Annotated in this window: 24 protein-coding genes and 7 tRNA genes; 16 read left to right on the top strand and 15 right to left on the bottom strand. The window is 68.7% G+C overall.

What is annotated here, in order from left to right:
- Positions 1 to 76 precede the first annotated feature (76 nt).
- From hemE to hemQ, 3 genes are read left to right on the top strand one after another with little or no spacing between them, the layout of a single operon-like run.
- Positions 77 to 1138 (top strand): uroporphyrinogen decarboxylase, encoded by a 1062-nt coding sequence (gene hemE, locus Q9K23_RS01910; RefSeq protein ID WP_053776537.1) that lies wholly within the window; start codon positions 77 to 79, stop codon positions 1136 to 1138.
- On the top strand, positions 1138 to 2511 hold the full coding sequence (locus Q9K23_RS01905; protein WP_305950370.1) for an FAD-dependent oxidoreductase: 1374 nt from the start codon (positions 1138 to 1140) through the stop codon (positions 2509 to 2511). Before hemE ends, Q9K23_RS01905 begins: the two co-directional genes overlap by 1 nt.
- 20 nt (positions 2512 to 2531) lie before the next feature.
- Entirely contained in the window at positions 2532 to 3227 is a 696-nt protein-coding gene (gene hemQ, locus Q9K23_RS01900) for a hydrogen peroxide-dependent heme synthase (RefSeq protein ID WP_053776447.1), read from the top strand.
- Positions 3228 to 3497: 270 nt separating this feature from the next.
- On the opposite strand, the gene msrB is transcribed toward hemQ, so the two are convergent.
- From msrB to Q9K23_RS01880, 4 genes are all read right to left on the bottom strand, one after another.
- Positions 3498 to 3941, bottom strand: a complete 444-nt coding sequence (gene msrB, locus Q9K23_RS01895) for a peptide-methionine (R)-S-oxide reductase MsrB (RefSeq protein WP_053776448.1) — start codon at positions 3939 to 3941, stop codon at positions 3498 to 3500.
- Between the two features lie 165 nt (positions 3942 to 4106).
- On the bottom strand, positions 4107 to 5393 hold the full coding sequence (locus Q9K23_RS01890; protein WP_020790487.1) for a glycosyltransferase family 87 protein: 1287 nt from the start codon (positions 5391 to 5393) through the stop codon (positions 4107 to 4109).
- A 47-nt stretch (positions 5394 to 5440) separates the two neighbouring features.
- The gene (locus tag Q9K23_RS01885) at positions 5441 to 6988 is read right to left on the bottom strand and encodes an alpha/beta hydrolase (protein WP_305950369.1); all 1548 of its coding nucleotides are present in this window, start codon (positions 6986 to 6988) and stop codon (positions 5441 to 5443) included.
- 116 nt (positions 6989 to 7104) lie between these two features.
- Positions 7105 to 7857, bottom strand: coding sequence for a pyrimidine reductase family protein (locus tag Q9K23_RS01880; RefSeq protein WP_305950368.1), 753 nt, complete (start codon positions 7855 to 7857; stop codon positions 7105 to 7107).
- A 36-nt stretch (positions 7858 to 7893) separates the two neighbouring features.
- Between Q9K23_RS01880 and zapE the strand changes: the two genes are divergently transcribed.
- Complete coding sequence (zapE, locus tag Q9K23_RS01875) at positions 7894 to 8907, top strand: cell division protein ZapE (RefSeq protein WP_020792646.1); 1014 nt, start codon at positions 7894 to 7896, stop codon at positions 8905 to 8907.
- A gap of 182 nt (positions 8908 to 9089) precedes the next feature.
- On the opposite strand, the gene Q9K23_RS01870 is transcribed toward zapE, so the two are convergent.
- The 8 genes from Q9K23_RS01870 to Q9K23_RS01835 all read right to left on the bottom strand — a co-directional run bounded on the left by Q9K23_RS01870 (position 9090) and on the right by Q9K23_RS01835 (position 11367).
- A complete protein-coding gene (locus tag Q9K23_RS01870) occupies positions 9090 to 9686 on the bottom strand; it encodes a GNAT family N-acetyltransferase (protein WP_053776450.1) in 597 nt (198 codons plus the stop codon).
- 247 nt (positions 9687 to 9933) lie between these two features.
- Positions 9934 to 10009 (bottom strand) — tRNA-Gly (locus tag Q9K23_RS01865).
- A 92-nt stretch (positions 10010 to 10101) separates the two neighbouring features.
- Positions 10102 to 10575, bottom strand: a complete 474-nt coding sequence (locus tag Q9K23_RS01860; RefSeq protein WP_053776538.1) for a DUF1622 domain-containing protein — start codon at positions 10573 to 10575, stop codon at positions 10102 to 10104.
- Positions 10576 to 10711: 136 nt separating this feature from the next.
- A tRNA-Val gene (locus tag Q9K23_RS01855) sits at positions 10712 to 10783 on the bottom strand.
- 33 nt (positions 10784 to 10816) lie between these two features.
- Positions 10817 to 10889: transfer RNA gene (locus Q9K23_RS01850), tRNA-Gly, on the bottom strand.
- Positions 10890 to 11108: 219 nt separating this feature from the next.
- A tRNA-Val gene (locus Q9K23_RS01845) sits at positions 11109 to 11180 on the bottom strand.
- 21 nt (positions 11181 to 11201) lie between these two features.
- Positions 11202 to 11272: transfer RNA gene (locus Q9K23_RS01840), tRNA-Cys, on the bottom strand.
- Positions 11273 to 11294: 22 nt separating this feature from the next.
- Positions 11295 to 11367: transfer RNA gene (locus tag Q9K23_RS01835), tRNA-Gly, on the bottom strand.
- A 267-nt stretch (positions 11368 to 11634) separates the two neighbouring features.
- Between Q9K23_RS01835 and Q9K23_RS01830 the strand changes: the two genes are divergently transcribed.
- Together Q9K23_RS01830 and Q9K23_RS01825 are read left to right on the top strand one after the other, a co-directional pair.
- Positions 11635 to 11706 (top strand) — tRNA-Val (locus Q9K23_RS01830).
- A 370-nt stretch (positions 11707 to 12076) separates the two neighbouring features.
- Complete coding sequence (locus tag Q9K23_RS01825) at positions 12077 to 12799, top strand: hypothetical protein (RefSeq protein ID WP_152972616.1); 723 nt, start codon at positions 12077 to 12079, stop codon at positions 12797 to 12799.
- A 66-nt stretch (positions 12800 to 12865) separates the two neighbouring features.
- On the opposite strand, the gene Q9K23_RS01820 is transcribed toward Q9K23_RS01825, so the two are convergent.
- Positions 12866 to 14083, bottom strand: a complete 1218-nt coding sequence (locus Q9K23_RS01820) for a hypothetical protein (RefSeq protein WP_187343511.1) — start codon at positions 14081 to 14083, stop codon at positions 12866 to 12868.
- Positions 14084 to 14245: 162 nt separating this feature from the next.
- Between Q9K23_RS01820 and Q9K23_RS01815 the strand changes: the two genes are divergently transcribed.
- Complete coding sequence (locus Q9K23_RS01815) at positions 14246 to 14659, top strand: TIGR02611 family protein (protein ID WP_053776452.1); 414 nt, start codon at positions 14246 to 14248, stop codon at positions 14657 to 14659.
- A 45-nt stretch (positions 14660 to 14704) separates the two neighbouring features.
- Here Q9K23_RS01815 and Q9K23_RS01810 read toward each other — a convergent pair whose 3' ends face one another.
- Together Q9K23_RS01810 and Q9K23_RS01805 are read right to left on the bottom strand one after the other, a co-directional pair.
- The gene (locus tag Q9K23_RS01810; protein WP_053776453.1) at positions 14705 to 15010 is read right to left on the bottom strand and encodes a hypothetical protein; all 306 of its coding nucleotides are present in this window, start codon (positions 15008 to 15010) and stop codon (positions 14705 to 14707) included.
- Entirely contained in the window at positions 15007 to 15591 is a 585-nt protein-coding gene (locus tag Q9K23_RS01805; RefSeq protein WP_053776454.1) for a recombinase family protein, read from the bottom strand. The genes Q9K23_RS01810 and Q9K23_RS01805 overlap by 4 nt, the downstream gene beginning before the upstream one ends.
- Before the next feature lie 297 nt (positions 15592 to 15888).
- Here Q9K23_RS01805 and thrS point away from each other — a divergent pair, with 297 nt between their 5' ends.
- The 9 genes from thrS (at position 15889) to Q9K23_RS01760 (ending at position 24910) form a co-directional block, all read left to right on the top strand.
- Positions 15889 to 17970, top strand: a complete 2082-nt coding sequence (gene thrS / locus Q9K23_RS01800) for a threonine--tRNA ligase (protein ID WP_059036406.1) — start codon at positions 15889 to 15891, stop codon at positions 17968 to 17970.
- Entirely contained in the window at positions 17963 to 18631 is a 669-nt protein-coding gene (locus Q9K23_RS01795) for an HIT domain-containing protein (RefSeq protein ID WP_020789872.1), read from the top strand. The genes thrS and Q9K23_RS01795 overlap by 8 nt, the downstream gene beginning before the upstream one ends.
- Positions 18625 to 19302, top strand: a complete 678-nt coding sequence (gene pgsA / locus Q9K23_RS01790; RefSeq protein WP_053776455.1) for a phosphatidylinositol phosphate synthase — start codon at positions 18625 to 18627, stop codon at positions 19300 to 19302. The genes Q9K23_RS01795 and pgsA overlap by 7 nt, the downstream gene beginning before the upstream one ends.
- A 2-nt stretch (positions 19303 to 19304) precedes the next feature.
- Positions 19305 to 20231, top strand: coding sequence for a phosphatidylinositol mannoside acyltransferase (locus tag Q9K23_RS01785; RefSeq protein ID WP_053776540.1), 927 nt, complete (start codon positions 19305 to 19307; stop codon positions 20229 to 20231).
- Positions 20228 to 21352 (top strand): glycosyltransferase family 4 protein, encoded by a 1125-nt coding sequence (locus tag Q9K23_RS01780; protein WP_053776456.1) that lies wholly within the window; start codon positions 20228 to 20230, stop codon positions 21350 to 21352. Before Q9K23_RS01785 ends, Q9K23_RS01780 begins: the two co-directional genes overlap by 4 nt.
- A 137-nt stretch (positions 21353 to 21489) precedes the next feature.
- Complete coding sequence (locus Q9K23_RS01775; RefSeq protein WP_152972630.1) at positions 21490 to 22017, top strand: NUDIX hydrolase; 528 nt, start codon at positions 21490 to 21492, stop codon at positions 22015 to 22017.
- 118 nt (positions 22018 to 22135) lie between these two features.
- Positions 22136 to 23095: a pyridoxal 5'-phosphate synthase lyase subunit PdxS gene (gene pdxS / locus Q9K23_RS01770; protein WP_082365735.1), complete on the top strand. Its 960-nt coding sequence runs from the start codon at positions 22136 to 22138 to the stop codon at positions 23093 to 23095.
- Positions 23096 to 23198: 103 nt separating this feature from the next.
- Positions 23199 to 24185 carry a protein phosphatase 2C domain-containing protein gene (locus Q9K23_RS01765; RefSeq protein ID WP_053776458.1) on the top strand — a complete coding sequence of 329 codons (987 nt, stop codon included), beginning with the start codon at positions 23199 to 23201 and terminating at the stop codon, positions 24183 to 24185.
- A complete protein-coding gene (locus Q9K23_RS01760; RefSeq protein ID WP_152972618.1) occupies positions 24185 to 24910 on the top strand; it encodes an FHA domain-containing protein in 726 nt (241 codons plus the stop codon). Before Q9K23_RS01765 ends, Q9K23_RS01760 begins: the two co-directional genes overlap by 1 nt.
- Positions 24911 to 24930 lie beyond the last annotated feature (20 nt).

Raw genomic sequence — 24930 nt, 5'->3', positions numbered from 1 at the left:
CGGTAAGACCAGCACTGCGCCGAAGGGCGGAGGCGCGCCGGTGGTCGATTCGGACGACATGGCAGAGTGATCGATGATGTCGCATTCACAACGTACCCGTTCAGGCCACGCCACCATGCCGCTGGTGGCCGCGGCGCAGGGCTCCACGCCCAGCAGGCGCCCAGTGTGGTTCATGCGGCAGGCCGGTCGGTCGTTGCCGGAATACCGGGCCATCCGGGAGAACCACGGCATGCTCGAGTCGTGCTTCGACCCGGAGCTGGTCACCGAGATCACGCTGCAACCGGTCCGACGCCACGACGTCGACGCCGCGATCCTGTTCTCCGACATCGTCGTGCCGCTCAAGGCCGCCGGTGTGGACCTGGACATCGTGGCCGGGACCGGCCCGGTGATCGCCGCGCCCATCCGCACCGAGGCCGACGTCGCGGGGCTACCGCGGCTCGATCCGGCGCAGGTCGGGGCGGTCGCCCACGCGGTGGAGCGGATCCTCGCCGAGCTGCCTGCGGAGACCGCGCTGATCGGCTTCGCCGGGGCGCCGTTCACCCTCGCGTCATATCTGATCGAGGGCGGTCCGAGCCGCAACTACGTCAACACCAAGGCCCTCATGCGCGGTGCGCCGGAGGTATGGAATGCGCTGATGGGCCGGCTCGCCGACATCACCATCACCTTCCTGCAGGTGCAGCTCGAGGCCGGGGTGGACGCGATCCAGGTCTTCGACTCGTGGGCCGGGGCCCTCTCCGAGGCCGACTACCGCACCTACGTCGCCCCGCACACCGACCGGGTGTTCGCCGAGGTCGCCGGCTATGGCGTACCCCGCATCCACTTCGGTGTCGGCACCGGTGAACTGCTCGCCGCGATGGCCGCCCCCGCCGACGTGATCGGCGTCGACTGGCGGGTGCCGCTGACCGAGGCGGTGCGCCGCGTGGGTCCGGGCAAGGCCGTGCAGGGCAACCTCGACCCGACGGTGCTGTTCGCCGGGCCGCAGGTGATCGAACGTGAGATCCGCCGCGTCCTCGACGACGGGGCGACCGCGATCGCCACCGGCGCCACCGGCCACATCGTCAACCTCGGGCACGGCGTGCTCCCCGACACCGACGCGAAGGTGCTCACCCGCGCCGTCGAACTGATCCACACACTCTGATGTCCGCCCGGATCGCTGTCGTCGGTGCCGGTGTGTCCGGCCTCGTCGCCGCACTCCGGCTGCGGCAGGCACTCGGCGACGACGCGGTGATCGACATCCTCGAGGCGGGGGAGTCGACCGGTGGCATCCTGCAGACCGTCGAGGTGGGCGGCCGGCCGGTCGACGTGGGCGCCGAGGCGTTCATCGTGCGCCGCCCCGAGGCGGTGGACCTGGTCGCCGAGCTGGGCCTGACCGACCGGGTGGTGGCGCCGACCGGCGCACGACCGGCGATCTGGGCGAACGGCGGCCTGCACCCGCTGCCGTCCCCGGCTCTCATGGGCATCCCGGCATCCGCCGACATCGTCGCCGGTATCGCCGACCCGGCCGACGTGGACCGCATCCGCGGCGAGGCCGACCGGCCGCTGTCGTGGCGCCCGGGTACCGACGTGAGCGTCGGGGAACTGGTGGCCGACCGGTTCGGGCCGTCGGTGGTGGCCCGCTGCGTCGACCCGATGCTCGGCGGCGTCTACTCGAGCCTGGCCGGCGACATCGGGCTGCGCGAGGCACTGCCGGCGCTGGCCCTGCGTCTGGATCAGGGCGCGACCAGTCTCACCGGGGCGGTCACCGACATCCTCGCCGCATCCACCGGCACCGGGCCGGTGTTCGGCACCCTCGTCGGCGGGTACCGGGTGCTGCTCGACGCGCTCGTCGACGCCGCCCGCCCCACCGTGCATCTGGGCGCCCGGGTCACCGGACTCTCCCGTACCGGCGACCGCTGGGCGGTACACGGGCCGGTCGAGGCCACCTACGACGGTGTGATCCTGGCGGTCCCCGCCTGGATCGCCGGCGAGTTGCTCGCCACGCAGGCACCCGACCTGGCGCCCACGCTGCGCGCAGTGGAACCGGCGTCGTCGGTGGTGCTGTCCCTGGCCCTGGCTCCGGGCACCGACCTGCCCGCCCATTCGGGCGTGCTGGTGGCGACCGGAGAAGACCTGCACGCCAAGGCGTTCACGCTCAGCTCCCGCAAGTGGGCGCATCTGGGCCGACCCGACCGGCCGGTGTCGGTGCGGGCGTCGTTCGGCCGTTACGGCGCCCCGATCGCCGACGACGCCCTCGACTCGCTGCGCGGCCAGGCCCTGGCCGACCTCGACCGGATCTGCGCGGCCGCCGGCGTCGCGCCGGCATCCGGGCACGTGATCGACGTGTGGCAGCAACGCTGGACCGGGGGACTGCCGCGGTACGCGCCCGGGCATCTGGCCCGCATGGCCGAGGTGCTCGGCCACCGGCCCACAGGGCTGGCGCTGGCCGGGTCGTCCTACGCCGGTGTCGGGGTGCCCGCATGTATCGGGCAGGCCGGTCGTGCGGCCCGGGACCTGCTCACCGACCTGCACTGAGACGGTGGCACGATGGGGTCATGAGCCGCTTGGACTATGCCGAACTGAACTCGACCATCCGCTACCTGATGTTCTCGGTGTTCGCCGTCCGACCCGATGGGATCGGCGACGATCGTGACGCGGTGAAATCCGACGCCACGGATTTCTTCAAATCCCTCGCCGACACCGACGTCGTGGTCCGCGGTGTCTACGACGTGTCCGGCCTGCGCGCCGACGCCGACTTCATGATCTGGTGGCATGCGGAGAAGATCGAGGACCTGCAGGCCGCCTACAACCGGTTCCGCCGCGAGACCCAGCTGGGCCGCGTCTGCGAGCCGGTGTGGAGCAACGTCGCACTGCACCGCCCCGCGGAGTTCAACAAGAGCCACATCCCGGCGTTCCTCGCCGGGGAGGAGCCGGGCAACTACATCTGCGTGTACCCGTTCGTGCGGTCGTACGAGTGGTACCTGCTGCCCGACGAGGAGCGTCGCAAGATGCTCTCCGACCACGGCAAGCAGGCCCGCGGCTACAAGGACGTCCGCGCCAACACCGTCGCCTCGTTCGCCCTCGGCGACTACGAATGGCTGCTGGCCTTCGAGGCGCCGGAACTGCACCGCATCGTCGACCTGATGCGTGACCTGCGCGCCACCGAGGCCCGCATGCACGTGCGCGAGGAGACCCCGTTCTTCACCGGCCCGCGGGTCGAGGTGGACGCCCTCGTCGAGGCCCTGCCGTGACGCACTGACCGACCCGATTGACAGAAGGGGCCGGTCCGGACATGACGTCCGGACCGGCCCCTTCTCGCGTTCGAGGTGGTCACCGACACCGTCGGGTCACCGGGTCTCGACACGGGTCCTCGCCCTTCGGGCTCGGTCCCGGCTCGACCACCAAATGGTCGACCACCGAATACGGCTGCGGTTCGACCACCAAATACTCGACCACCGAATACGGCTGCGGCTCGACCACCGAATGGTGGTCGAGCCGCAGCCGGGCGATGCCTCGCCGGTTCAGTCCTCGGTGGGTTCCAGCGACAGGCTGATCGAGTTGATGCAGTACCGCAGGTCGGTGGGAGTGGGGTAGCCCTCACCCTGGAAGACGTGACCGAGGTGGCTCTCGCAGTTGGCACACAGCACCTCGGTGCGGCGCATACCCAGCGACGTGTCGGAGCGTTCGATCACCGCCTCGCCGGCCAGCGGGGAGAAGAACGACGGCCATCCGCAGTGCGATTCGAACTTCTGCTCGCTGCGGAACAGCTCGGAGTTGCAGGCCCGGCAGCGGTAGACGCCGACGGTCTTGGAGTCGGTGTACTCGCCGGTGAACGGGGCCTCGGTACCGGCCTGCCGCAGGACGCGGTATTCGGCCGGGGTCAGGCGTTCGCGCCACTGCTCATCGGTGAGATCGGCCAGCTCGGCCGGGGTGTCAGCGGGGGTCTCGGCGGGTGTATCGGTCATGGTTCCCACCGTACGAGTCCCCACCCGCACACGCCACAGGACCTCGCCCCCACAGCGGCCCTTCTGTGGCGTGTGAGACTTCTGTGATGTCCGATTCCGTGGCTCTCTCACCGGGCGTTCGACGTCCGGGCTCGCAGAAGTCAGGGCGCCCAGACCGCCCGGCGGTCAGACGGCGGGGGTCTCGGCCTTGCGGGTGTCCAGTTCGTCCGGGGACGGCGTCGTCGCCGGGATGGTTGCGGCGGCCGGCGCCGACCATTCGTTCCAGCGGCCGGCCACCCCGGCCTTGCGCAGGTCCAGGTAGCGGAACAGCAGCGAGCAGAACACCGCGATCATCAGCAGCGACCAGCCCCAGGTCACCTTGTTGTACTCGAGGGCGCGGCCGAAGTGCTCCCAGCGATCGGAGTAGAACGCGTCGAAGGTGAAGCAGCCGTACACACCCAGCCACGCCGGCCAGTTGCGCATCGTCGAACCGGGCAGCAGCACCGTCATCAGCAGCGGGAACAGCAGCATCGAGTAGTAGCCCTGGCCGAGTGAGCCCACCAGGAACGTGGTGCACAGCAGCACCCCCGACGAGGTGGTCATCCACAGCAGTTCGTCGGTGTGCCGGTAGTAGCGGTACAGGAACCACAGCGAGAACACCGCCATCAGGGTGAACGCGATACGCAGCAGCACGATCAGCCAGTCGGCGACACCGAAGTACATGCCGTTGCCGACGATCGAGCTGTTGTAGTAGTCGCGGGCCTCCATCAGGTACGGCAGCGTGTTGGAGACGAACGACTTCGGGTCGTCGGAGATCGGCCACGCCAGGATGTTCAACAGCAGCGGAACACCGATGGCGCCGACGAAGATCCGCCATTGACGGGTCAGCAGCGGCAACAGCAGGAGCGGGGCGAGGACCGGTTTGACCGCCAAGGTCAGTCCGATCGCGATCCCCGCCCACCAGTCGTGGCGGCCGCGCATCAGGATCATGAACGCCAGCATCCCGAGCAGCACGAACGAGTTGAAGTTGGTGAAGATCAGGGTGTGCGCGACGGTCTCGGTGCTGAAGAAGAAGAACAGCACGGTCGGCAGGACCCAGGTGTTGGCGGCGTAGCCGAACAGCCGGGTGATCAGGTAGGCGCAGACGACGAGCGCCACGACGCTCGCGGCGATGAACAGCCAGCGGGACCGTTCCGGGTCGATCGCCGCCAGCGGGGACATCAGCAGGGTGCCCGACGGCGGGTACAGGTAGTGCGGATCGACGGTGTTCAGGTTCTCGCCGTAGACCGGCTGGCGGTTCAGGAATGCCAGCGCGGCCTGGTAGACGGGCCGGAAGTCGTCGGTGCGGTCACCGTTGACGCCGAGGATGACCGACCGGTGGAACATCATCAGGATGGTGATGGGCCAGAGCACCAGCGGGACGATCCGCTGCACGCTCATCTGCGGGTAGAGGTACCTGTCGAGAAGGGGCACCCGCGCACCGTACTACGTGGCCCCGACCACGTTCGACAAACCCCTGTTCACGCCGGGCAGCCGCGGTCGGCGGGACCTTCCAGCGGGGAGTGCGCCACATACTGGGCGACGACGTCGGCGGCGCAGGTGCTGCGGGCCAGCACCGAGTAGCCCAGGCCGTTCCAGTCGACGGTCACCGGGGTGGTGCCGGCGCGCGCGAACAGCGGCGACAGGCCTTTGACGCCCTCTCCGCCGTTGATCGGGTCACCGCTGTTGAGCAGCACCAGCGGTGCCACCGGGAACGACTCCGGCGGGTTCACCGGCTCGCTCGACGCCCAGCCGTTGCAGCGGACCAGCGAGAGCGCGGTGTCGGTTCCGGTGAGCGGGTTCTGCTTGGTCCAGGCGGTCACCAGGCCGGCGACCTCGTTCTGGCCGACCGGGCCGGTCACGTCGTTGCACACCGACACCACCTGGCCGTCGGTCAGGCGCAGTTCCTCGGCCTGGTTCGCGAGGTCGGTGAGGGCCTTGACGTCGCCGTTGTCGGCGGCGGCGATCGCCGAGGCGACGGAGGTCAGTCCCGCGGTGTCGTTGGGTGCCAGGGCCAGTCCGGTGGTGATCGCGGCGAGCGCCTGGGTGTCGGAGAGCCCGCCGAGTGCGCCGGTGCGGCCCTTGGTCAGGACGTCACCCATGGTGGCGACGCCGGCGGTGCCGAGCGGGCAGCCGGCGCCGAGGGCGCCGCAGCGCTGGGCGAAGGTCACCAGGGCCGCCTGGACGCCCGAGGCGCGCACGGCCCCGGCGTCGCGGGCGTTGGCCCCGAACGGGGTGGGTGTGTCCAGGACGAGCCGGCCGGTGCGCCCGCCGTAGAGCGCGGTGTAGGCGATCGCGACGTCGGAGCCCTCCCCGAGACCGATCAGCCCGAGGGTGGGGACGTTCCAGCGCTGACGCAGGGTCTCGATGTCGGAGGCCGCCGCGGTGATGCCGAACTGCAGCTGATCCGGGGTGAGGGTCTCGGTGCAGCCGTCGGATGCCGACGACGCGGCGTCGGCGAGGTCGGTGATGCGCTTGGCGGTGTCGGCGCCGGCGGTCAGGCCGTTGTCGGCGAGGGTGACGCGTTCTGATCGCGTCAGGCAGTCCAGTGGCGTGCTGTCGGGGATACCGCGGCGGTCGACGGCGACGATCGGGTGTTTGTCCAGCAGGCTGCGGCCCGGGCCGTCGGCGAGCAGTCGCAGCGCCCGAGAGGACGGCATGTCGGTGCCCGCGGTGAGGACCAGCGGCGCGGCGTCGGCGGGGGTGTCGGCGACCGATGCCCGGGTGAAGTGCACCGTCAGCGTCGACCGCGGGTTGTCGGGGTTGACCGGTGAGTCGAGCTCGGCGCATTGCAGGGTGACCCCGGCCGGTGCCGCGGGTGCCCCGGCGCAGCCACCCCAGGCCAGGTCGGTGCCGGGCTTCTGCAGGGTGGGTGCCTGGGCGGGGGTGCTCGACGTGGTCGACGCGGCCGGGCCACCGCCGTTGCCGCCACCGGGGACCAGGGCGGGGCCGGGGTCGGGTCCGACAGCGCAGCCGGCCAGACCGAGCGTGACGACGAGGCCCGCGGTGGCGACGAGCCGTGCGGGCACGACGGACCGTGCAGGTGCCGTACCGCGCGAGGAGGGGACGCGCGAGGAGAGGGGGTTCCGTGCCGACCGCATGATGGCGAGGGTAGTCAACCGGGCGCGGTTGGCCGGTCGTGCGGTCACCGGGCCGCCCGTGTCCATCGGGTGAAGACGTAGCCGTCGTCGTCGGACAGGATCTGCGTGGGCGTGAACCGTGGCAGATGCGGCAGGTCGGGGCCGAGCGCGATGCGGGGTGCATCACCGGCGGCGAGCATCGGCGAGGTGCTGATGCACAGTTCGTCGAGCAGATCGGCGGCGATCATCGATCCGAGCAGGCGGGGACCGCCCTCGCACAGCACACGCGTCAGACCGCGCTCGCCCAGATGACGCAGGGCCACCACGAGGTCGACGGTGCCCTCACCGCAGTCGACGAGGGTGGCCCCCGACGCGGTCAGGGCGTGCCGTCGTTGTGGGTCGGCGGCCGCGCAGGTGAGCACCAGCGTGTCGGGGTGGGCGAGCGGGGGGTAGGCGGGGTCGATCGCCAGCGACCGGCTGACCAGCGCCAACACCGGTGCGGCGGGCCGGCCGGCGCCACGGTGGGCGCTGAACTGCGGGTCCGGCTGCGGTTGGTGGTAGGTCTCGGCGAGCGCGGTGGCCGCACCCACGAGCACCACGTCGGCGAGCCCGCGCAGGGTGCGGAACACGGCGCGATCGGTGGGTCCGCCGAGCTGACCGGAGCGTCCCGACACCGAGATCGCGCCGTCGATCGTGGCGATCATGTTGGCGCGGACGTACCGCTCGGGGTGGGGGTAACGGTCGGCGAGGACGCGGTAGAGGTCCGTCTCGTCGGCGTCGTCGGGTGTGACGTGGATCGCTTTATGCTGGTAGAGCATCATTCCCCGGGGTAGGCACTGGTTAGGCTGCCCACCATGGTGGCACGTCTTTCCGACCGGAACCCGGTCGTCTCTCCCGAACAGCTCATCCAGGAGATGGTTCCGCCGTCCACCTTCGATGAGGTCAGCTTCGACAGCTACATCCCCGACCCCAACGAGCCGTCACAGGCGCAGGCCGTGGCCAAGGCACGTGACTTTGTCGTGCGAGCGCGCAAGGCGCGGGGTGGCAAGAAGGGGCTGTTCTCGCGCAAGCAGGCCACGCAGGGGATCGGCCTCTACCTCGACGGCGGATTCGGTGTGGGTAAGACCCACCTCCTCGCCTCGATCTACCACTCGATGCCCGAACCCAAGTCGTTCGCGACCTTCGTCGAGGTCACGCACGTGGTGGGCGCGCTGGGCTTCGTCAACGCCGTCGAGCGGCTGTCGCGGCACACCGTGCTGTGTATCGACGAGTTCGAGCTCGACGACCCGGGCGACACCATGCTGGTGTCGCGGCTGCTGACCGAGCTGACCGCCAAGGGCGTCTCGATCGTCGCCACCTCCAACACCCTGCCCGGGCAGCTCGGTGAGGGTCGCTTCGCCGCCCAGGACTTCCTGCGCGAGATCCGCAAGCTGTCGGCGGTGTTCGAGACCATCCGCGTCGACGGCCCCGACTACCGTCACCGCGATCTGCCGCCGGCCCCCGCACCGCGTTCGGACACCGAGCTCGAGGAGCTGGCCGAGTCCACCCCGGGTGCCACCCTGGACGACTTCGACGAGCTGTGCACGCATCTGGCCAAGCTGCACCCGTCCAAGTACAAGGCCCTCGTCGACGGGATCTCGCTGGTCTGCATCGAGGGTGTGCATCCGGCGCAGGACCAGTCGGTGGCGCTGCGTCTGGTGGTGCTGGCCGACCGTCTCTACGATGCCGACATCCCGGTGACCGTGTCGGGCAGCAAGCTCGACGAGATCTTCACCGACGAGATGCTGCACGGCGGCTACCGCAAGAAGTATCTGCGTGCCACCTCGCGTCTGCTGGCGCTGTCACGGTTCGCCGAGACGGCGGTCTGAGCCGCACACGCACCCACACCTGACACGGGCGCCCCACCACCTGGTGGGGCGCCCGCTGTGGTTCTGTGCCCGCTGTGGCTGTGTGGTCGGTCTGTCGTCCCGGGCCCGGCCGGTGTGTGGTCCGCCGGTGTGTGACTCGCCGCTGTGCGGTCGCGTGGGTGCGGGTGCGGGTGCAGGTTCGATCAGGTCAGGGACTGGCGCAGGACGTAGTCGTGTTCGACCCTGCCGTTGAGGTCGAAGGTCTTGACCCCGGCGCGGTGGAAGCCCATCTTCGCGTAGAAGCGCTGGGCGCGTTCGTTCTCCTGGTTGACCCCGAGCCACACCACGGCGCTGCCACGTTGCCGTGCGCGGTCGATCGCCGCGCGCATCAGCAGGTGCGACGGTGGGGCTGTACGCGTCTCTGACGGCCGGATGTGGGCGTGGTGGCCGGGCAGGACGTACATCTTGGAGATCTCCGACGACGGGCGTTCGGTGATCACCGCGGCGACGTCGGCGTCGGCGGGGGCACGATGATGCACCAGGGCGTACCCGGCGAGGGTGCCGTCGTCGGCCCGGGCGACGAGCACCTCGGATTCCGACGACGCGATGTAGGCGGCGAAGTTGGCCGGCCCGAGGTTCTCGCGGATGAACGCCGCGATGTCCTCGGGTCGTGAATGTGGCGGGCACGCAAGGGGAAAGGTGGCAGCGGCGACGTCGGCGACGGCCGGCGCGAGCGCCGGATCCGTGGCGGTCTCGATGGCGAAGCCCGGTGCGGAGAACTCGTCGACCGATGCCGCCATACTGCTCAACTCCTCGTGTGGACTACTTCTTGCCGCAGGTGCAATTCTCTCCGCACTTGCAGTCGGGACCACAGGTGCAGTCGGGATTGTCACAGCCGGGGGCGCTCATATAACTCGTCATGCATCTGACGCTAGCCCGCAAGCTTGGGGCCTGATAGGGACTTCCGACTTGCCGCATGCATCGAGTGAAGAGGAGGGCGTCTCGGGAACCGAGGGGGGATCGACCGAACCGGGGTCGGGGGAGTTGTGGAGCGGATGACGGGATTCGAACCCGCGACCCTCACCTTGGCAAGGTGATGCGCTACCAGCTGCGCTACATCCGCATCGGTCCCGGGCGGTCTTGTGGACCTTGTCTGTGCTCGGGACGCGAGGAGAAACATTATTCGGTGGACCGTCGTTTCGCCAAATCGGCTGGTCAGGGCTGTGTGGATGCCGAGTTGTCGGGTGCTGTGTTCTTGGACACCGCCACGGTGCCCGATGCGGTGTTCTTGGATGCGGCGACGTCGCGGGAGACGGCCTCGGCGATCATCTGGCCGCCGGAGGTCAGCATGGCCCGCCGCCACGGCAGGACTCCCTCGAGTTCGATCTGGATGGACATCGACAGCACCGTCCGGATCACCACGATCAGGCCCAGGATCAGTGCGTCCTCCACCGACGGCTTGGAGGTGATGGTCCGCAGCAGGTCGGCGGCCACGAGGATCTCCAGGCCCAGCAGGATGGCCGAGGCAAGGGTGGAGCGCAGTACCGAGAAGGCCTGGGCGCCACCTTCTTTACGGTTCAGTGAGCGGGCGCTGAGCACCACTGCGATCACGAAGCCCACCACCATCGCGAACGCGCCGATGGCCTCGAAGGCCACGGCCACGTTGGCGAACACTTCCTCGATGTCCATATCGAGAAGATTACGGGTCATCGTCCCCGGATTCCCGCCGACGGACACCGACTCATGGAAACCCCGGTCGATGGCATTCGCCGAGACATCCGCAGACGACGATGGGCCCGGCAAGAATGCCGGGCCCATCATCAGGTGCGCGATACAAGGATTGAACTTGTGACCTCTTCCGTGTCAGGGAAGCGCTCTCCCACTGAGCTAATCGCGCGTGGTCATCTTCGATTGTCGAATTCTGACTCCGAGCGGATGACGGGATTCGAACCCGCGACCCTCACCTTGGCAAGGTGATGCGCTACCAGCTGCGCTACATCCGCATTGTTCCCCGAACCCGATCTTGTGGATCGTTGTCGTTCGTGGTGCGGGACAGAACATTACGTGACAACGGTGTAATTTCCAAAACGCCTGCGCGGACTCTGTTTCAGGGCCTCCGAAAGGGGTGGCATCGCCGCGGGGGAGATGGCCGGCGGCATTTCCGGACCGGGGGAGACGAAAAAAGCAGGGCCCGGCTGATCTGCCGGGCCCTGCTTTCAGGGTGCGCGATACAAGGATTGAACTTGTGACCTCTTCCGTGTCAGGGAAGCGCTCTCCCACTGAGCTAATCGCGCGTGTTCTATTCAGTTGTCTAGAGGTGGCGACGGGAATCGAACCCGTGTACACGGCTTTGCAGGCCGTTGCCTCACCACTCGGCCACACCACCCGACGCGAGTTCACTCGCTTCGAGCGGATGACGGGATTCGAACCCGCGACCCTCACCTTGGCAAGGTGATGCGCTACCAGCTGCGCTACATCCGCACGCTCCACGAGCGATCTTGTGGATCGTTGTGCTCGCGGTGCGGGACAGAACATTACGTGACTGTGTCGCGGGATGCCAAATCGGCTGGTCACAGGCCTGCCGGACGCTGATGGCCAGGTGATGGCCGGCCGGTGGGCGGAGGATGAAACCTCGTCGGTGATGCATGAGCGGGCGGTGAACCAGGCGTGTGCAGGCGATTTTGGTTCTGGCGGTCAGTGTGTGTAATGTTCTGGCTCGTGCAAGGGAGCCAAGCGCTCCTGCGACACGGTCCCGTGGCTCAGTGGAAGAGCGTCCCGTTCACACCGGGAAGGTCGCTGGTTCGATCCCAGCCGGGACCACAACGAAACCCGCAGGTAACTGCGGGTTTTCTTCGTTTCAGGCCCTATCCGGATCGATGGGCAACCAGATCGTGATGGGTACACGCCGATACGGGCATCACCGGCTGGCCCAGCCGCTCGCGACGACTGGGTGGAAATCCGGCTCGCCGGGTGTCGGCAACGGTGGCGCGACCTCGGTCGAATCGGGTTCACACTGTCGAACCTGTTGTAGCGCAGTGGTTCTCCTTTGGCGACGATTGCGGTGCGATCGTGCGCCGAGGGCTGTGATTCGACCAGACGACATCGAGGGACCGGATGTCCCGTCTGTGATTCACTGTGGCGAATCGCTCGTGTGAAGCGGTGTCCAGATGTCGAGCTTCGGGGGAAGACGATGAATTCAACGTCGGGTAACACGACGGTGTTGGCACTCCTGGCCACCGCCGTGGTCCTGGTGTCCGCGCTGGTCGTGGCGGTGATCCTGGTGGTCGATGCCGAGGGCGACGATCGGGCCGCAGCGCCGAGTGCCGTAAACGGCGACCCGACCACCGTCGAGACGTCGACGTCGTCTGTCGTGGCGGACTCGAGCCCAGCGGGCAGTCCCGCGAGTCCTGGTCAGGCGACGCCGCCGGTCCCGGGTGCCGATGTGGGTGCGGGCGGGCCGCGGCCGGCAACCGCGCAGCCACTGCCGACGTATGTGAGTAGGTACGGCAAGCTCCGTTCGGCACACCTCGTGACGCCGACCGGCCGGATCGGCTGCGACTTCAACCAGCCCGACGCCGAGGGTGCGCAAGGCCTGTGCGGCATCACGAGCTTCAACAAGTCGAGCAGTCCGCTCGGCTGCGTGACCCGGTCGGGGACGTGTAAGGGCAGGTGGATCTTTCCGCTCGCCGCCAACCGTGTCGACGCTCCGACCGACGGCTCGGGCACCACAGGCTGGATGAACCAACCCGCCACTGACGGCTACCAGGTTCCCGTCGCTGCATACGGCAATCAGTACTACTTCGACGACTGGGTCTGTGCTTCCGAGAGCAATGGCCTCACCTGTTGGAACACCACGACGGGCTCCGGGGTGTTCCTCGCGGTGGAGCAGGCCGTGCGCTTCGACGGACCCTGACGGCGCGATCGAATCCGTTCACGTCACGTGAACCATCGTCGGCGAACGGGATCGACCGTCGGCGGCTCACCGATAGCAGCCCTGCCACCCCTGACTGCGCAGCACGTCGACCTGGCAGTAGGTGCCGCGTGGGTAGTACGCGCCCATCGACGTGGCGGGATCGGAGTGGTCGGCCTGCGACGCCTGGACCGACCGCGGATAGAACCCGGCCGACGGGAGCATGTTCCGCATGATCAGCACCTTGTCGGCGACGGCGGTGCTGCCCCAACCGATCAGGGTCTGGCTCGCATCGATCGGCGCGGCCAGGTCCTGGGGCGCGGCGATCACATAGGTGTAGTAGCCGTCGGCGTCGAGCGCGGTCTGGTGGTCGGCCGCACAGGTGACGACGGGGTAGGGGCTCACCCTGTCGTTCTGACACATCGACCAGTACCGCAGATCCCGGGCGGCCGCCGGCGACGTCCCGGCGGTGGTGTCGGGGAACGAGGGCGCCTTTCCGCGGACCACGACCACCCGGCCGGGCCGATAGGTCACCGGAGCGGCGAGATACTTGTTGTCCCCGTTCGGGAACAGGCCGCCGGTCGTCGTCGGATTGGTGAAGACGGCCTCCGTCGCCGAGCCGCCACCGGTGGTGACGAGGCGGTCGAACAGTGCCTTCATCGGCGCCGAGTCCCCGGAGAGGGAAAGTGGGGATGCGCACGGGCGCAACGGGATCGTCGCGCCGCCCAGGTGCATCGTCATCGTGGGCAGGGCGACTCCACCGTTGGGTGAGTTCGGGTCGTCGGGGACGTACACCCGCACGATGAGGAAACCCACCGGGACGCGTTGAGTCCCCGAGGTGGGCAGTCCGCTGATCTGGTTGCGCGAGGCATCGGCCGGCCCGGGAACCACCGCCGCGTGCCAGCTGCGGCCGGCCTGCGCCGGCGACACCTCGGCGAACGGATTGGAACTGCCGCGATCGGGCGTGATCTGGTTGTCGCGCAGGGTGTCGATGGTGTCGAAGTCGGTGCCGTAGGTGTTCAGCGAGAAGTATCGGGCCTGGGGGAACTGTCCCGACAGGCTGATCGAGTCGCCGGGGCCGAGTGCATACGGCATCACCCAGTAGGTGGCGTTGCTGTCCGGGAACGCGACGTTCAGATCGTTGGCATTGGACATGAACTGCCAGGCGCACACCGGCTCGGGTGCACTGCCCTGCGGTGTCGGCGCGGCCAGGGCGCTCGACGCGCCCAACACGGTGAGCAGGACCGCCGCCGACAGCACGCGGAGAAGCCGGAATGTGCGAATCACCTGCACAGTCTCACAGAGCCGACCCGGATACACCGGGCACTTGGGCGACTCGGATCCCGGCGTCCGCGGTGGTGCGGCCACGATTTCGACGGGGCCGGGCCCACGTATCCTGGACAGAACGGGTGTCACCGGCCCGGATCAGTGCCAGGGGAGTGGTCGAGGATGTCGGCGTGGAAGCGAATCCGGATCTGGGCGCGCAAGCGGCGCTACGTGATCCGGCGTCGACCGGAGTTGAATCTCACCTACCGCATCACGGTCGGCGTGGTGGGTGCGCTCGTGCTCGCCGGCGGTGTCGTCGCCATCCCGTATCCGGGGCCGGGCTGGCTGATCGTCTTTCTCGGACTGGGTATCCTGGCGTCGGAGTTCTCCTGGGCGCACCGGTTGCTGCGGTTCGCGCGCACCCGATACGACGCGTGGGTGGAATGGTTCCGGCATCAGCACTGGTCGGTGCAGGGCGTGTTCGGGCTCGGCACCTGTCTGGTGGTGCTGGCCTCGATGTGGATGCTGGGTGTGTTCGGCACCGTGGCCGGCTGGGTCGACGTCGACGCGGAGTGGGTACGCAGCCCGATCCTGTGACGTGGGCGCACCCGAAACGTGTCGGGTGTAGCTGATCGTGGGGGTCTAGAGCCGGGGGCCGTCGCGCAGGAACCCGTGCAACGCGGCGCGATACCCGCGGGAGTAGCTCGACGCGGCCAGGTCCGACTCGGCGTCGTGTACGTCTGTGGTCGACGCCTCGCCGGGGCCACGCTCGGCGGCATGCTGGGGCGGGCCGACGTCCCGGGGTGGTTCGGCCAGGGTGCTCACCGCATGATGGCGCGCCCACGGGATCGGCAACGCCCCGAGGTAGGCGTACGCGGCCTCGATACCGCGCCGGAACTCCAGGGCGTCGAGATGGGCGGTGTCACACACCGCCGTGATACTGATCACCGTGCCTCCTTGGTGGCGAGGGTGCGGTACAACGTCGCGCGGCTCACCCCGAGTGCCGCGGCGATCCGGGGCACGGGTTCGCCGTTCGCGCGCATGCGTTCGGCCTGTGCGATCTGGTCGGGGGTGAGCGCGCGGGGCCGGCCCACCGTGCCGCCGGCACGGCGTGCGCCGCCGGTCGACACCCGCCGACCGGGGGACTGCTCGTCGTCGAGCTCCGACAGTGACGCGAGCACCCCGACGATCATGTGGCCGGCCGGTTCGGTGGTGTCGATCCGTTCCCGCAGCGAGCGCAGCCGAAGGCCACGTTCATCCAGGTGGCGGACGGTGGACATCACCTCGGGCGTCGAACGGCCGAGCCGGTCGATGCCCACCACGACGACGGTGTCGCCGCGACGGGCGTAGTCGAGCAGGGCGGTCATCCCGGGTCGCTCGGCCTCGGGCAACACGGTGGTGTCGGTGTAGATGCGGTTGGCGGCGACGCCTGTCTCGGTGAGCAGGTCGATCTGCTCGTCGAGGGAACCGGCACGGGGCCGGGCGCGCGCGTACCCGAGCAGGGTCGCGGTCGATGCGTCGGAAGGCATTGACCGAATCTATCTCGAAACTGCCTTCGGTGTCGGTATTGAGATCAGGTGTGTTGTGAGACGGATTGTGGAACGCGCTCATCGATCGCGTTGGATCGGCAAACAGCCAGGGCGTGCGGTCTCGAAACGATTCGCGAAACGGTCTCGATAGTCTCGAAATCGAGGAGGACGCGCCGAGAGGGGGAACCGGCGACCCGGAATGTCGGGTCAACTCGATACGATCGACGTCGGAAAACCCGTTTTGCCGACGGGCGCCGTCTGGTGTCCAGAGGCCGATCCCCCGGAGGAGCGTTCGCCGTGCCCGACGAAGTCAAGGTGAGTTACCCAGCCACGATCCGTGTGCCTGCTGGGACCACCGCGGGCACCGCGCTGCGGGAGCACGATCTGCCGAACAAGGGCCCCGAGGCCATCGTCGTCGTCCGCGACGCGTCGGGCATGCTGCGCGACCTGTCGTGGGCACCCGACCTCGAGACCGAGGTGGAGCCGGTTGCGGCCAACACCGAGGCCGGCCGCAGCGTGATCCGCCACTCCACCGCACACGTCCTCGCACAGGCCGTGCAGGACCTGTTCCCAGATGCCAAGCTCGGCATCGGGCCCCCGATCAAGGACGGCTTCTACTACGACTTCGACGTCGCCGATCCCTTCACGCCCGAGGACATCGCCGCCCTCGAGAAGAAGATGAAGCAGATCATCAAGTCGGGGCAGAAGTTCTCCCGCCGTGTCTACGCCTCCAAGGCCGAGGCCAAGGTCGAGCTGTCGAACGAACCGTTCAAACTCGAGCTGATCGACGACAAGGGCAGCTTCGACGAGAAAGAGGTCATGGAGGTCGGCGGCAAGGAGCTGACCGTCTACGACAACCTCAATCCCCGTACCGGAGAACGCATCTGGTGCGACCTGTGCCGTGGCCCGCACGTGCCCACCACCAAGTACATCGCCGCGTTCAAGCTCACCCGCAGCTCGGCCGCCTACTGGCGCGGCGACCAGGACAACGCCGCCCTGCAGCGCATCTACGGCACCGCATGGGAGTCGGCCGACGCCCAGCAGGAGTACCTGGACCTGCTCGCCGAGGCCGAGCGCCGCGACCATCGCAAGCTCGGCGCCGAGCTCGACCTGTTCAGCTTCCCCGACGAGCTCGGCTCGGGTCTGCCGGTGTTCCACCCCAAGGGCGGCATCATCCGTCAGGAGATGGAGAACTACTCGCGCAAGCGGCACGTCGAGGAGGGCTACGACTTCGTCTACTCGCCGCACATCACCAAGGGGCATCTGTACGAGGTCTCCGGTCACCTCGACTGGTACCGCGACGGCATGTTCCCGGCGATGCACATCGACGAGGAGCTCAACGAGGACGGCACGGTCCGCAAGCCGGGCCAGGACTACTACCTCAAGCCGATGAACTGCCCGATGCACAACCTGGTGTTCGGGTCGCGTGGACGCTCCTACCGGGAGCTGCCGCTGCGCCTGTTCGAGTTCGGTTCGGTGTACCGCTACGAGAAGTCCGGCGTGATCCACGGACTCACCCGCGTCCGCGGCATGACGCAGGACGATGCGCACATCTACTGCACCAAAGATCAGATGCGCGACGAGCTCACCACCACCCTGAACTTCGTGCTGGCGCTGCTCAAGGACTACGGCCTCGACGACTTCTACCTCGAGCTGTCGACCAAGAACCCCAACAAGTTCGTCGGCGACGACGCACTGTGGACCGAGGCCACCGACACGCTGCGCGAGGTCGGCGAGGCGTCGGGCCTGAACCTCGTGCCCGATCCGGGTGGTGCCGCGTTCTACGGCCCCAAGATCTCGGTGCAGGTGCAGGACGCGCTCGGCCGCAGCTGGCAGATGTCGACCATCCAGCTTGACTTCAACCTGCCCGAGCGTTTCCAGCTCGAGTACACCGCACCCGACGGCACCAAGCAGCGCCCGGTGATGATCCACCGCGCGCTGTTCGGATCGATCGAGCGGTTCTTCGGTGTGCTCACCGAGCACTACGCCGGCGCGTTCCCGGCCTGGCTCGCACCCGTGCAGGTGGTGGGTATCCCGGTGGCGGAGGCCTTCGCCGATCACCTGCAGGGTGTCGTCGACGCTCTCCGCAAGCAGGGCATCCGCGCCGAGGTCGACTACTCTGACGACCGCATGCAGAAGAAGATCCGCACCCACACGACCGGGAAGGTGCCGTTCATGCTGCTGGCGGGCGAACGCGACGTCGAGGCGGGTGCGGTGAGCTTCCGATTCCGTGACGGCACCCAGGTCAACGGGGTGCCGGTGGCGGAGGCGATCGAGACCATCGTCGAGTGGGTCGGCTCGCGTCGCAACGAGTCGCCGAGCAAGGAACTGGTGAGCCCCGAGTCCGTGAGTGCGGCCGCGGGGAGCAGCGATGGCTGACGGCCCGGACGCGCTGGAGACCGAGATCCGCGACTTCGGGACCGGCGATGCCGATCGGCTCCAGCGTCTGTGGACCCCGCATCGGATGACCTACATCACCGCGGAGGCACCCCAGAACCGGGATGCCCCGAGTGGGGATCCGGGGTCGGGGACCGCCGACACCGGTGAGTCCGAGGCCACCGACCCCAAGACGTCGGGCCATCCCTTCCTCGACATCCCGCGGATGTCGGACGAGGACGGGCTGGTCGTCGCCCGCGGCGAACATGTCTACGCGGTGCTCAACCTGTATCCGTACAACCCGGGCCACACCATGGTGGTGCCCTACCGGCAGGTCGCCGACCTCGAGGAACTCACCCCGGGCGAGTCGGCCGAGCTGATGGCGTTCACCCAGCAGATGATCCGCACCATCAAGGCGGTGTCCAACCCGAACGCGTTCAACGTCGGACTCAACCTGGGTTATGCGGCCGGCGGATCGCTCGCCGAGCACCTGCACCAGCACATCGTGCCGCGGTGGGTGGGAGACGCGAACTTCATCACCGTGGTCAGCGGCACCAAGGTGATGCCGCAACTGTTGCGCGACACCCGCGCACTGCTCGCCGACGCCTGGCACCGATTCGACGACGTCACGGCCGGTGGGCCGGAAGGAGCAGATCGGTGCTGAGCATTCGGGGCCGCGCCTCGGTGTCCAAGGTGACCCTCCCGATCGGCCGGGCCCTGCTGCGCACCGGGCTGACCCCCGACATGATGACGCTGATCGGCACGGTCGCCACCGTGGCCGCGGCGCTCACGCTGTTCCCCATGGGCCACCTGTTCTGGGGAACGATGGTCATCTGGCTGTTCGTCATGTTCGACATGCTCGACGGTGCGATGGCCCGCGCCCGCGGCGGCGGCACCCGGTTCGGGTCGGTCCTCGACGCCACCTGCGACCGGATCGCCGACGGCGCGATCTTCGCCGGTCTCGCCTGGTGGTGTGCCTGGAACGATCCGCACCAGCTGCTGTTCGTCGCGACCCTGATCTGCCTGGTCACCTCGCAGGTCATCTCGTATGCCAAGGCGCGCGCCGAGGCCGCCGGACTCTACGGCGACGGCGGACTCATCGAGCGCCCGGACCGGCTGATCATCGTGCTCGTCGGCGCCGGCCTGACCGGTCTCGGCCTGTGGTGGGCCATCCACGTGGCGATGTGGTTGCTCGCCGTCGGCAGTGTGATCACCGTCGGCCAGCGCATGTGGTCGATCGCGTCGTCCCCGGGTGCCCGCGACCTGATCCCGCTGGCCACATCCACCGACTCCGATCCGGGCACCGAATCCGACCCCGACGAGGCGGCCCGGTGAGCATCGGTGAGCAGTTCGGACGGCTGAAGGAGTCGGCCACCGACCTCGGGTACCGGGCGGGCTGGGCGGGTGTCCGCCATGCACCGGACGGTCTCGCCCGCGCGGCGTTCGACCGGATCGGCGGCTACGCCGGCCGTCGTCACGGCGGCCCGGAACAGTTGCGCCGCAACCTCGCCCGGGTCGTCGGCACCACGCCCGAGCAGGTGCCCGACGACCTCGTCGCCGACGCCATGCGCTCCTATGCCCGCTACTGGTACGAGGCCTTCCGGCTACCCGCCCAGGACCTCGCCGAGACCGCGGCCACCGTCGACGTCCCCGCGCCGGACCGTGCCCGCCTCGATGCGGCGCTGTCGCGCGGCAAAGGCGTGATCCTGTCGCTGCCGCACACCGGCAACTGGGACATGGCCGGGGTGTGGCTGGTGCAGAACCGCGCCAGTTTCGCGACCGTGGCCGAGCGTCTGCGCCCGGAATCGCTGTTCAACCGGTTCGTCGAGTACCGCGAGAGCCTCGGCTTCGAGATCTTCCCGCTCAGCGGGGGAGAGCAGCCGCCGTTCGGTCAGCTCGCCGCGCGACTCCGTGAGGGCAAGATCGTCTGCCTGCTCGGCGAGCGCGACCTGGCCCGCCACGGTGTGCCGGTGACGTTCTTCGGGGAGAAGACGCGGATGCCCGCCGGTTCGGCGCGGCTGGCGATCGAGACCGGCGCGGCCCTGCTGCCGGTCCACCACTGGTTCACCGACGCACCCGGTTCGATGATCAGCTGCGGCGAGGAGATCGACGTGTCGGTGGGGGTGGAGGCCGCCACCCAGGCCCTCGCCGACGCATTCGCGGCGAACATCGCCGCACATCCGGCCGACTGGCACATGCTCCAACCGCTGTGGGAGTCGGACTGGACCGACCGGCAACGTGCCCGGATCGTGGGTGACGCATGAGGATCGGGATGGTCTGCCCGTACTCGTTCGACGTGCCCGGCGGCGTGCAGGCCCACGTCGTCGAGCTCGCACAGGTCTACCTCGAGCGGGGCCATCACGTCAGCGTGATCGCACCCGCCGACGCCGACACCCCGCTGCCCGAGTACGTCGTCTCGGCGGGACCGGCGCTGGCACTGCCGTACAACGGGTCGGTCTCGCGGGTGAACTTCAGTCCGCGCGGATACCGCAGGCTCCGCCGCTGGATCGACGAGAACGACTTCGACGTGCTGCACGTGCACGAGCCCAACTCGCCGAGTCTGTCGATGATGGCGTTGATGGTGGCACTCGGACCGATCGTCACCACATTCCACACGTCGACGTCACGATCGTTGTGGCTCACCGTCTTCCAGGGAATCCTGCGGCCGTACCACGAGCGGATCTCCGGCAAGATCGCCGTCTCCGAACTCGCCCGGCGCTGGCAGATGGAGGCCCTCGGCTCCGACGCGGTGGAGATCCCCAACGGCATCAACTATCCGTTCTTCGCCTCCGCCGAACCGCTCGAGGGATACCCGTGGCCGGGACGGTCGATCCTGTTCCTCGGCCGCTTCGACGAGCCGCGCAAGGGCATCGACATCCTGATGCGTGCCCTGCCCCGCGTGGTCGCCGAGTTCCCCGACGTCCGGGTACTCGTCGTCGGCGGCGGCAACGAGAAGGCACTGCGCCGCCGGGCCGGGGAACTCGCCGACCACCTGGTGTTCCTGGGTCGCGTCGACGACGTCACCAAGGCCCGGGCCTTCGCATCCACCGACGTCTACGTGGCACCCAACCTCGGCGGTGAGAGTTTCGGCATCGTGCTGGTGGAGGCGATGGCCGCCGGCGCCGCGGTGATCGCGTCCAAACTCGACGCCTTCCGCCGGGTCCTCGACGACGGCCGCGCCGGGATGCTGGTGGGGGTGGGGGCCGCCGACGAGCTCGCCGACGCCATCATCACCCTGCTCGGCGACGACGCCGCACGCACCGAACTGGTCACCGCCGGACAGGCCCGCGCCGAACGCTACGACTGGTCGCGGGTGGCCGATCAGATCATGCGGGTCTACGAGACCGTGACCGTCGGCGCCGGCCCCGTCGTCGTGTCCGACTGACCGAACCGCCATCGGGCCGGTGCCGCCCCGATGCCGTGTGCCGACCGAACCCGAGCCGACCGAACCCGAGCCGACCGAACCCGTGTGGCAGATGAACCGATGGATGAGCAGGAGATGACGACGTGACCGATTCAACAGTGATCGTGATCGTCGTGGCCGTCGTGGTGGTGGCGCTGATCGTCGGCGGCTGGCTCTACGGCCGCGCCAACCGGCTCGACCGGCTCAACGTCCGGGTCGACCTGGCCCGGCAATCCCTCGAGTCGGCCCTCGACCGCCGCACCGTGGTGGTCCGGGCGATCGCCGCATGGATGGCGACCAACGGCGACCCGCAGGCACGGGCGGCCGCACGGGAACTCCTCACCTGCGCCGATGCCGCCGAACACGCGCCGTGGGAGGCCCGTGAGGACGTCGAGAACGCGCTGTCGGCGGCGTTGGCCCGGGTCGAGGCCGACAGTCGGCCGGCTGCGCTCGTCGGCGAGCTCGCCGATGCCGAGACCCGGGTGATGATGGCGCGCCGGTTCTACAACGACGCGGTCCGCGACACGCTCGCCCTGGCCGACCGGTTCCTGGTGCGGGCCCTGCGACTCGGTGGCCGTTCGACCCGCCCGCACTACTTCGAGATCGTCGAACGCATGACCCCGGGGCAGGGCGACGCACCCGAATGACGGGGCCGAGCGGGGTACCGACGCGAGGGTGCCGGGCAACGCACCTGTGACCGGGCGCGACCTGCCGGAACGCGGTGGATCTGCTCACCTATCCTGATACCAGGACGGTCCGCACCCCATGCGGATCGGAAGCAATGCGAGAACCAGGAGACTTTCAGTGAGCCAATCCCAGTCAGGCAACGTTCCCGGGTCGGACATCGGTCAGGGCACAGCGCGAGTAAAGCGCGGGATGGCCGAGATGCTCAAGGGCGGCGTGATCATGGACGTGGTCACCCCCGAGCAGGCGAAGATCGCCGAGGACGCCGGTGCGGTCGCGGTGATGGCGCTCGAGCGTGTGCCGGCCGACATCCGGGCCCAGGGGGGCGTGTCGCGGATGTCGGATCCGGACATGATCGACGGCATCATCAACACCGTGTCCATCCCGGTGATGGCCAAGGCCCGGATCGGTCACTTCGTGGAGGCACAGATCCTGCAGAGCCTCGGCGTCGACTACGTCGACGAGTCCGAGGTGCTGACCCCGGCCGACTACTCCAACCACATCGACAAGTGGGCGTTCACCGTTCCGTTCGTGTGTGGTGCCACCAACCTCGGTGAGGCCCTGCGCCGGATCACCGAGGGTGCGGCGATGATCCGGTCCAAGGGTGAGGCCGGTACCGGTGACGTGTCCAACGCCACCACCCACATGCGTAAGATCCGCGACGAGATCCGTCGGCTGACCTCGCTGCCCGAGGACGAGCTGTACGTGGCGGCCAAGGAGCTGCAGGCGCCGTACGACCTGGTCGTCGAGGTCGCCAAGGCCGGGAAGCTGCCGGTGACGCTGTTCACCGCCGGTGGCATCGCCACCCCCGCGGATGCGGCGATGATGATGCAGCTCGGCGCCGAGGGCGTGTTCGTCGGCTCGGGCATCTTCAAGTCGGGCAACCCGGCGCAGCGTGCGGCGGCGATCGTGCAGGCCACCACCTTCCACGACGATCCCGACGTGCTGGCCAAGGTGTCGCGCGGTCTCGGTGAGGCGATGGTCGGCATCAACGTCGACGACATCCCGCAGCCGCATCGTCTGGCCGAACGCGGCTGGTGACCCCACCGACGGCAGACCACACGTGAACCGCTCGAATGAACCTGGGCGCACCGGTGTGGTCTGCCGTTGTCCGGCGGGTGCTCGCCGGTAGTATCTGCTGATCATGGATTCGGTGAGTATCGTCCGCGACGAATCGACCTCGGGGACGCACTTCGTCGGCAACCTGCGACTGGAGTGGGCGGTGCGGTGCAGCGTCGGCATGGTCCGGGAGACCAACGAGGACGCAGCACTGGCGCTGCCCGGCACCTATCTGCTCGCCGACGGCATGGGCGGACACGACAGCGGTGAGGTGGCCAGCGAGGCGGCACTGCTCACCCTGGCCGGGGTGGAGAGCTCCGGCGAACTGATCGAGACCCAGAAGTCGCTGATCGACCTGCTCGACCAGGCGCAGACCCGGATCTCGGAGATCGAGACCGCCACCGAACGGCGTGCGGGCACCACCGCGACCGGCGCGGTCCTGGTGACCGTGGAGGAAGAGCCGCACTGGCTGATCCTCAACATCGGCGACTCCCGCACCTACCGCTTCCAGCACGGCACGCTGCAACAGCTGACCCGCGACCACTCGCAGGTCCAGGACTTCATCGACGCCGGTTTCCTCACCCCCGAGGATGCGCGCACCGACCCGCGCCGCAATGTGATCACGCGGGCGCTCGGCGCCGGGATGATCGACCCGGTCGCCGACTACTTCTCCACCGTTGCCCTGCCCGGTGACGTCCTCCTGATGTGTTCGGACGGCCTGACCGGCGAACTGCCCGACGACGAGATCGCCCGCATCCTCGGTGAGGGGGAGGGCGCGGTGCAGACCGCCGACGACCTCGTCGAGGCGGCCCTCGCACTCGGAGCCCACGACAATGTGACCGTGATCGTCGTCGACGTCCACGAATCGGTGTCGACCATCCGCATGCCCGCCGTCGACGACGTCGAGACCGTCACCGTCGACGACGTCGAGACCGTCACCGCCGACGACGTCGTCTCCGCCGAGGCGCCGGTGCCGACCGGCGAGTCCGCCGAACCTGCCGAGCCCGCCGCGGCGGCCGCCGCACCCGAACTCGGCGCAGAGGAAGCGGGCGACCCAGCCGGGGATCGATGATGGCCGCATCCGTTCCGGCCGGGATGACCTACGTCGAGTTCTGCGGCGAACGGTTCCCGCTGAGCGGCGAGCGCCGGTTCACCATCGGCCGTGAGGCCGATCTGTCGGTCGATGACAACCCCTACCTGCACCGCCAGTTCCTGGTGCTGCACAACGAGAACGGCCTGTGGTGGCTGAGCAATCTCGGCAGCCACCTGTCGGCGACGGTGTCGGCCGGCGACGTCGGTTTCTCGGCGACCCTCGGTCCCGGTGCCCGGATGCCGCTGGTCTTCGGCGAGACCACCATCGTGTTCACCGCCGGACCCACCACCTACGAGCTGAGCGTCTACGCGACCGCCCCGCAGGTCCGGCCGGTCACTCAGCAGTCGTTCGCCGGGGGCCGCACCACCCAGGGCGTGCCGACGCTCACCGAGAGCCAGAAGCTGCTCATCATCGTGCTCGCCGAGGAGGCATTGCGGCGCGAGGGGAGCGGATCGAGTTCCATCCCGTCGTCGGCGCAGGCGGCCGCCCGCCTGGGGTGGCCGATCACCAAGTTCAACCGCAAACTCGACAATGTCTGCGACAAGCTCGATCAGCTCGGCGTCAGCGGCATGCGGGCCGGCGGCGGCAAACTCGCCAGCAACCGTCGCGCCAAGCTCGTCGAGTACGCCGTGGCGTCCCGGATAGTCACCCGGGCAGATCTCCCCCTGATCGATGCGGAGGCTGCGCGCAACGCCGCGAGCTGACCCCTCTGACCTGCGACGAT

Origin of the sequence: Gordonia sp. NB41Y (genome assembly GCF_030718915.1) — a bacterium.
Classification (GTDB): domain Bacteria; phylum Actinomycetota; class Actinomycetes; order Mycobacteriales; family Mycobacteriaceae; genus Gordonia; species Gordonia desulfuricans.
This window is presented reverse-complemented; position numbering and strand designations above follow the sequence as displayed.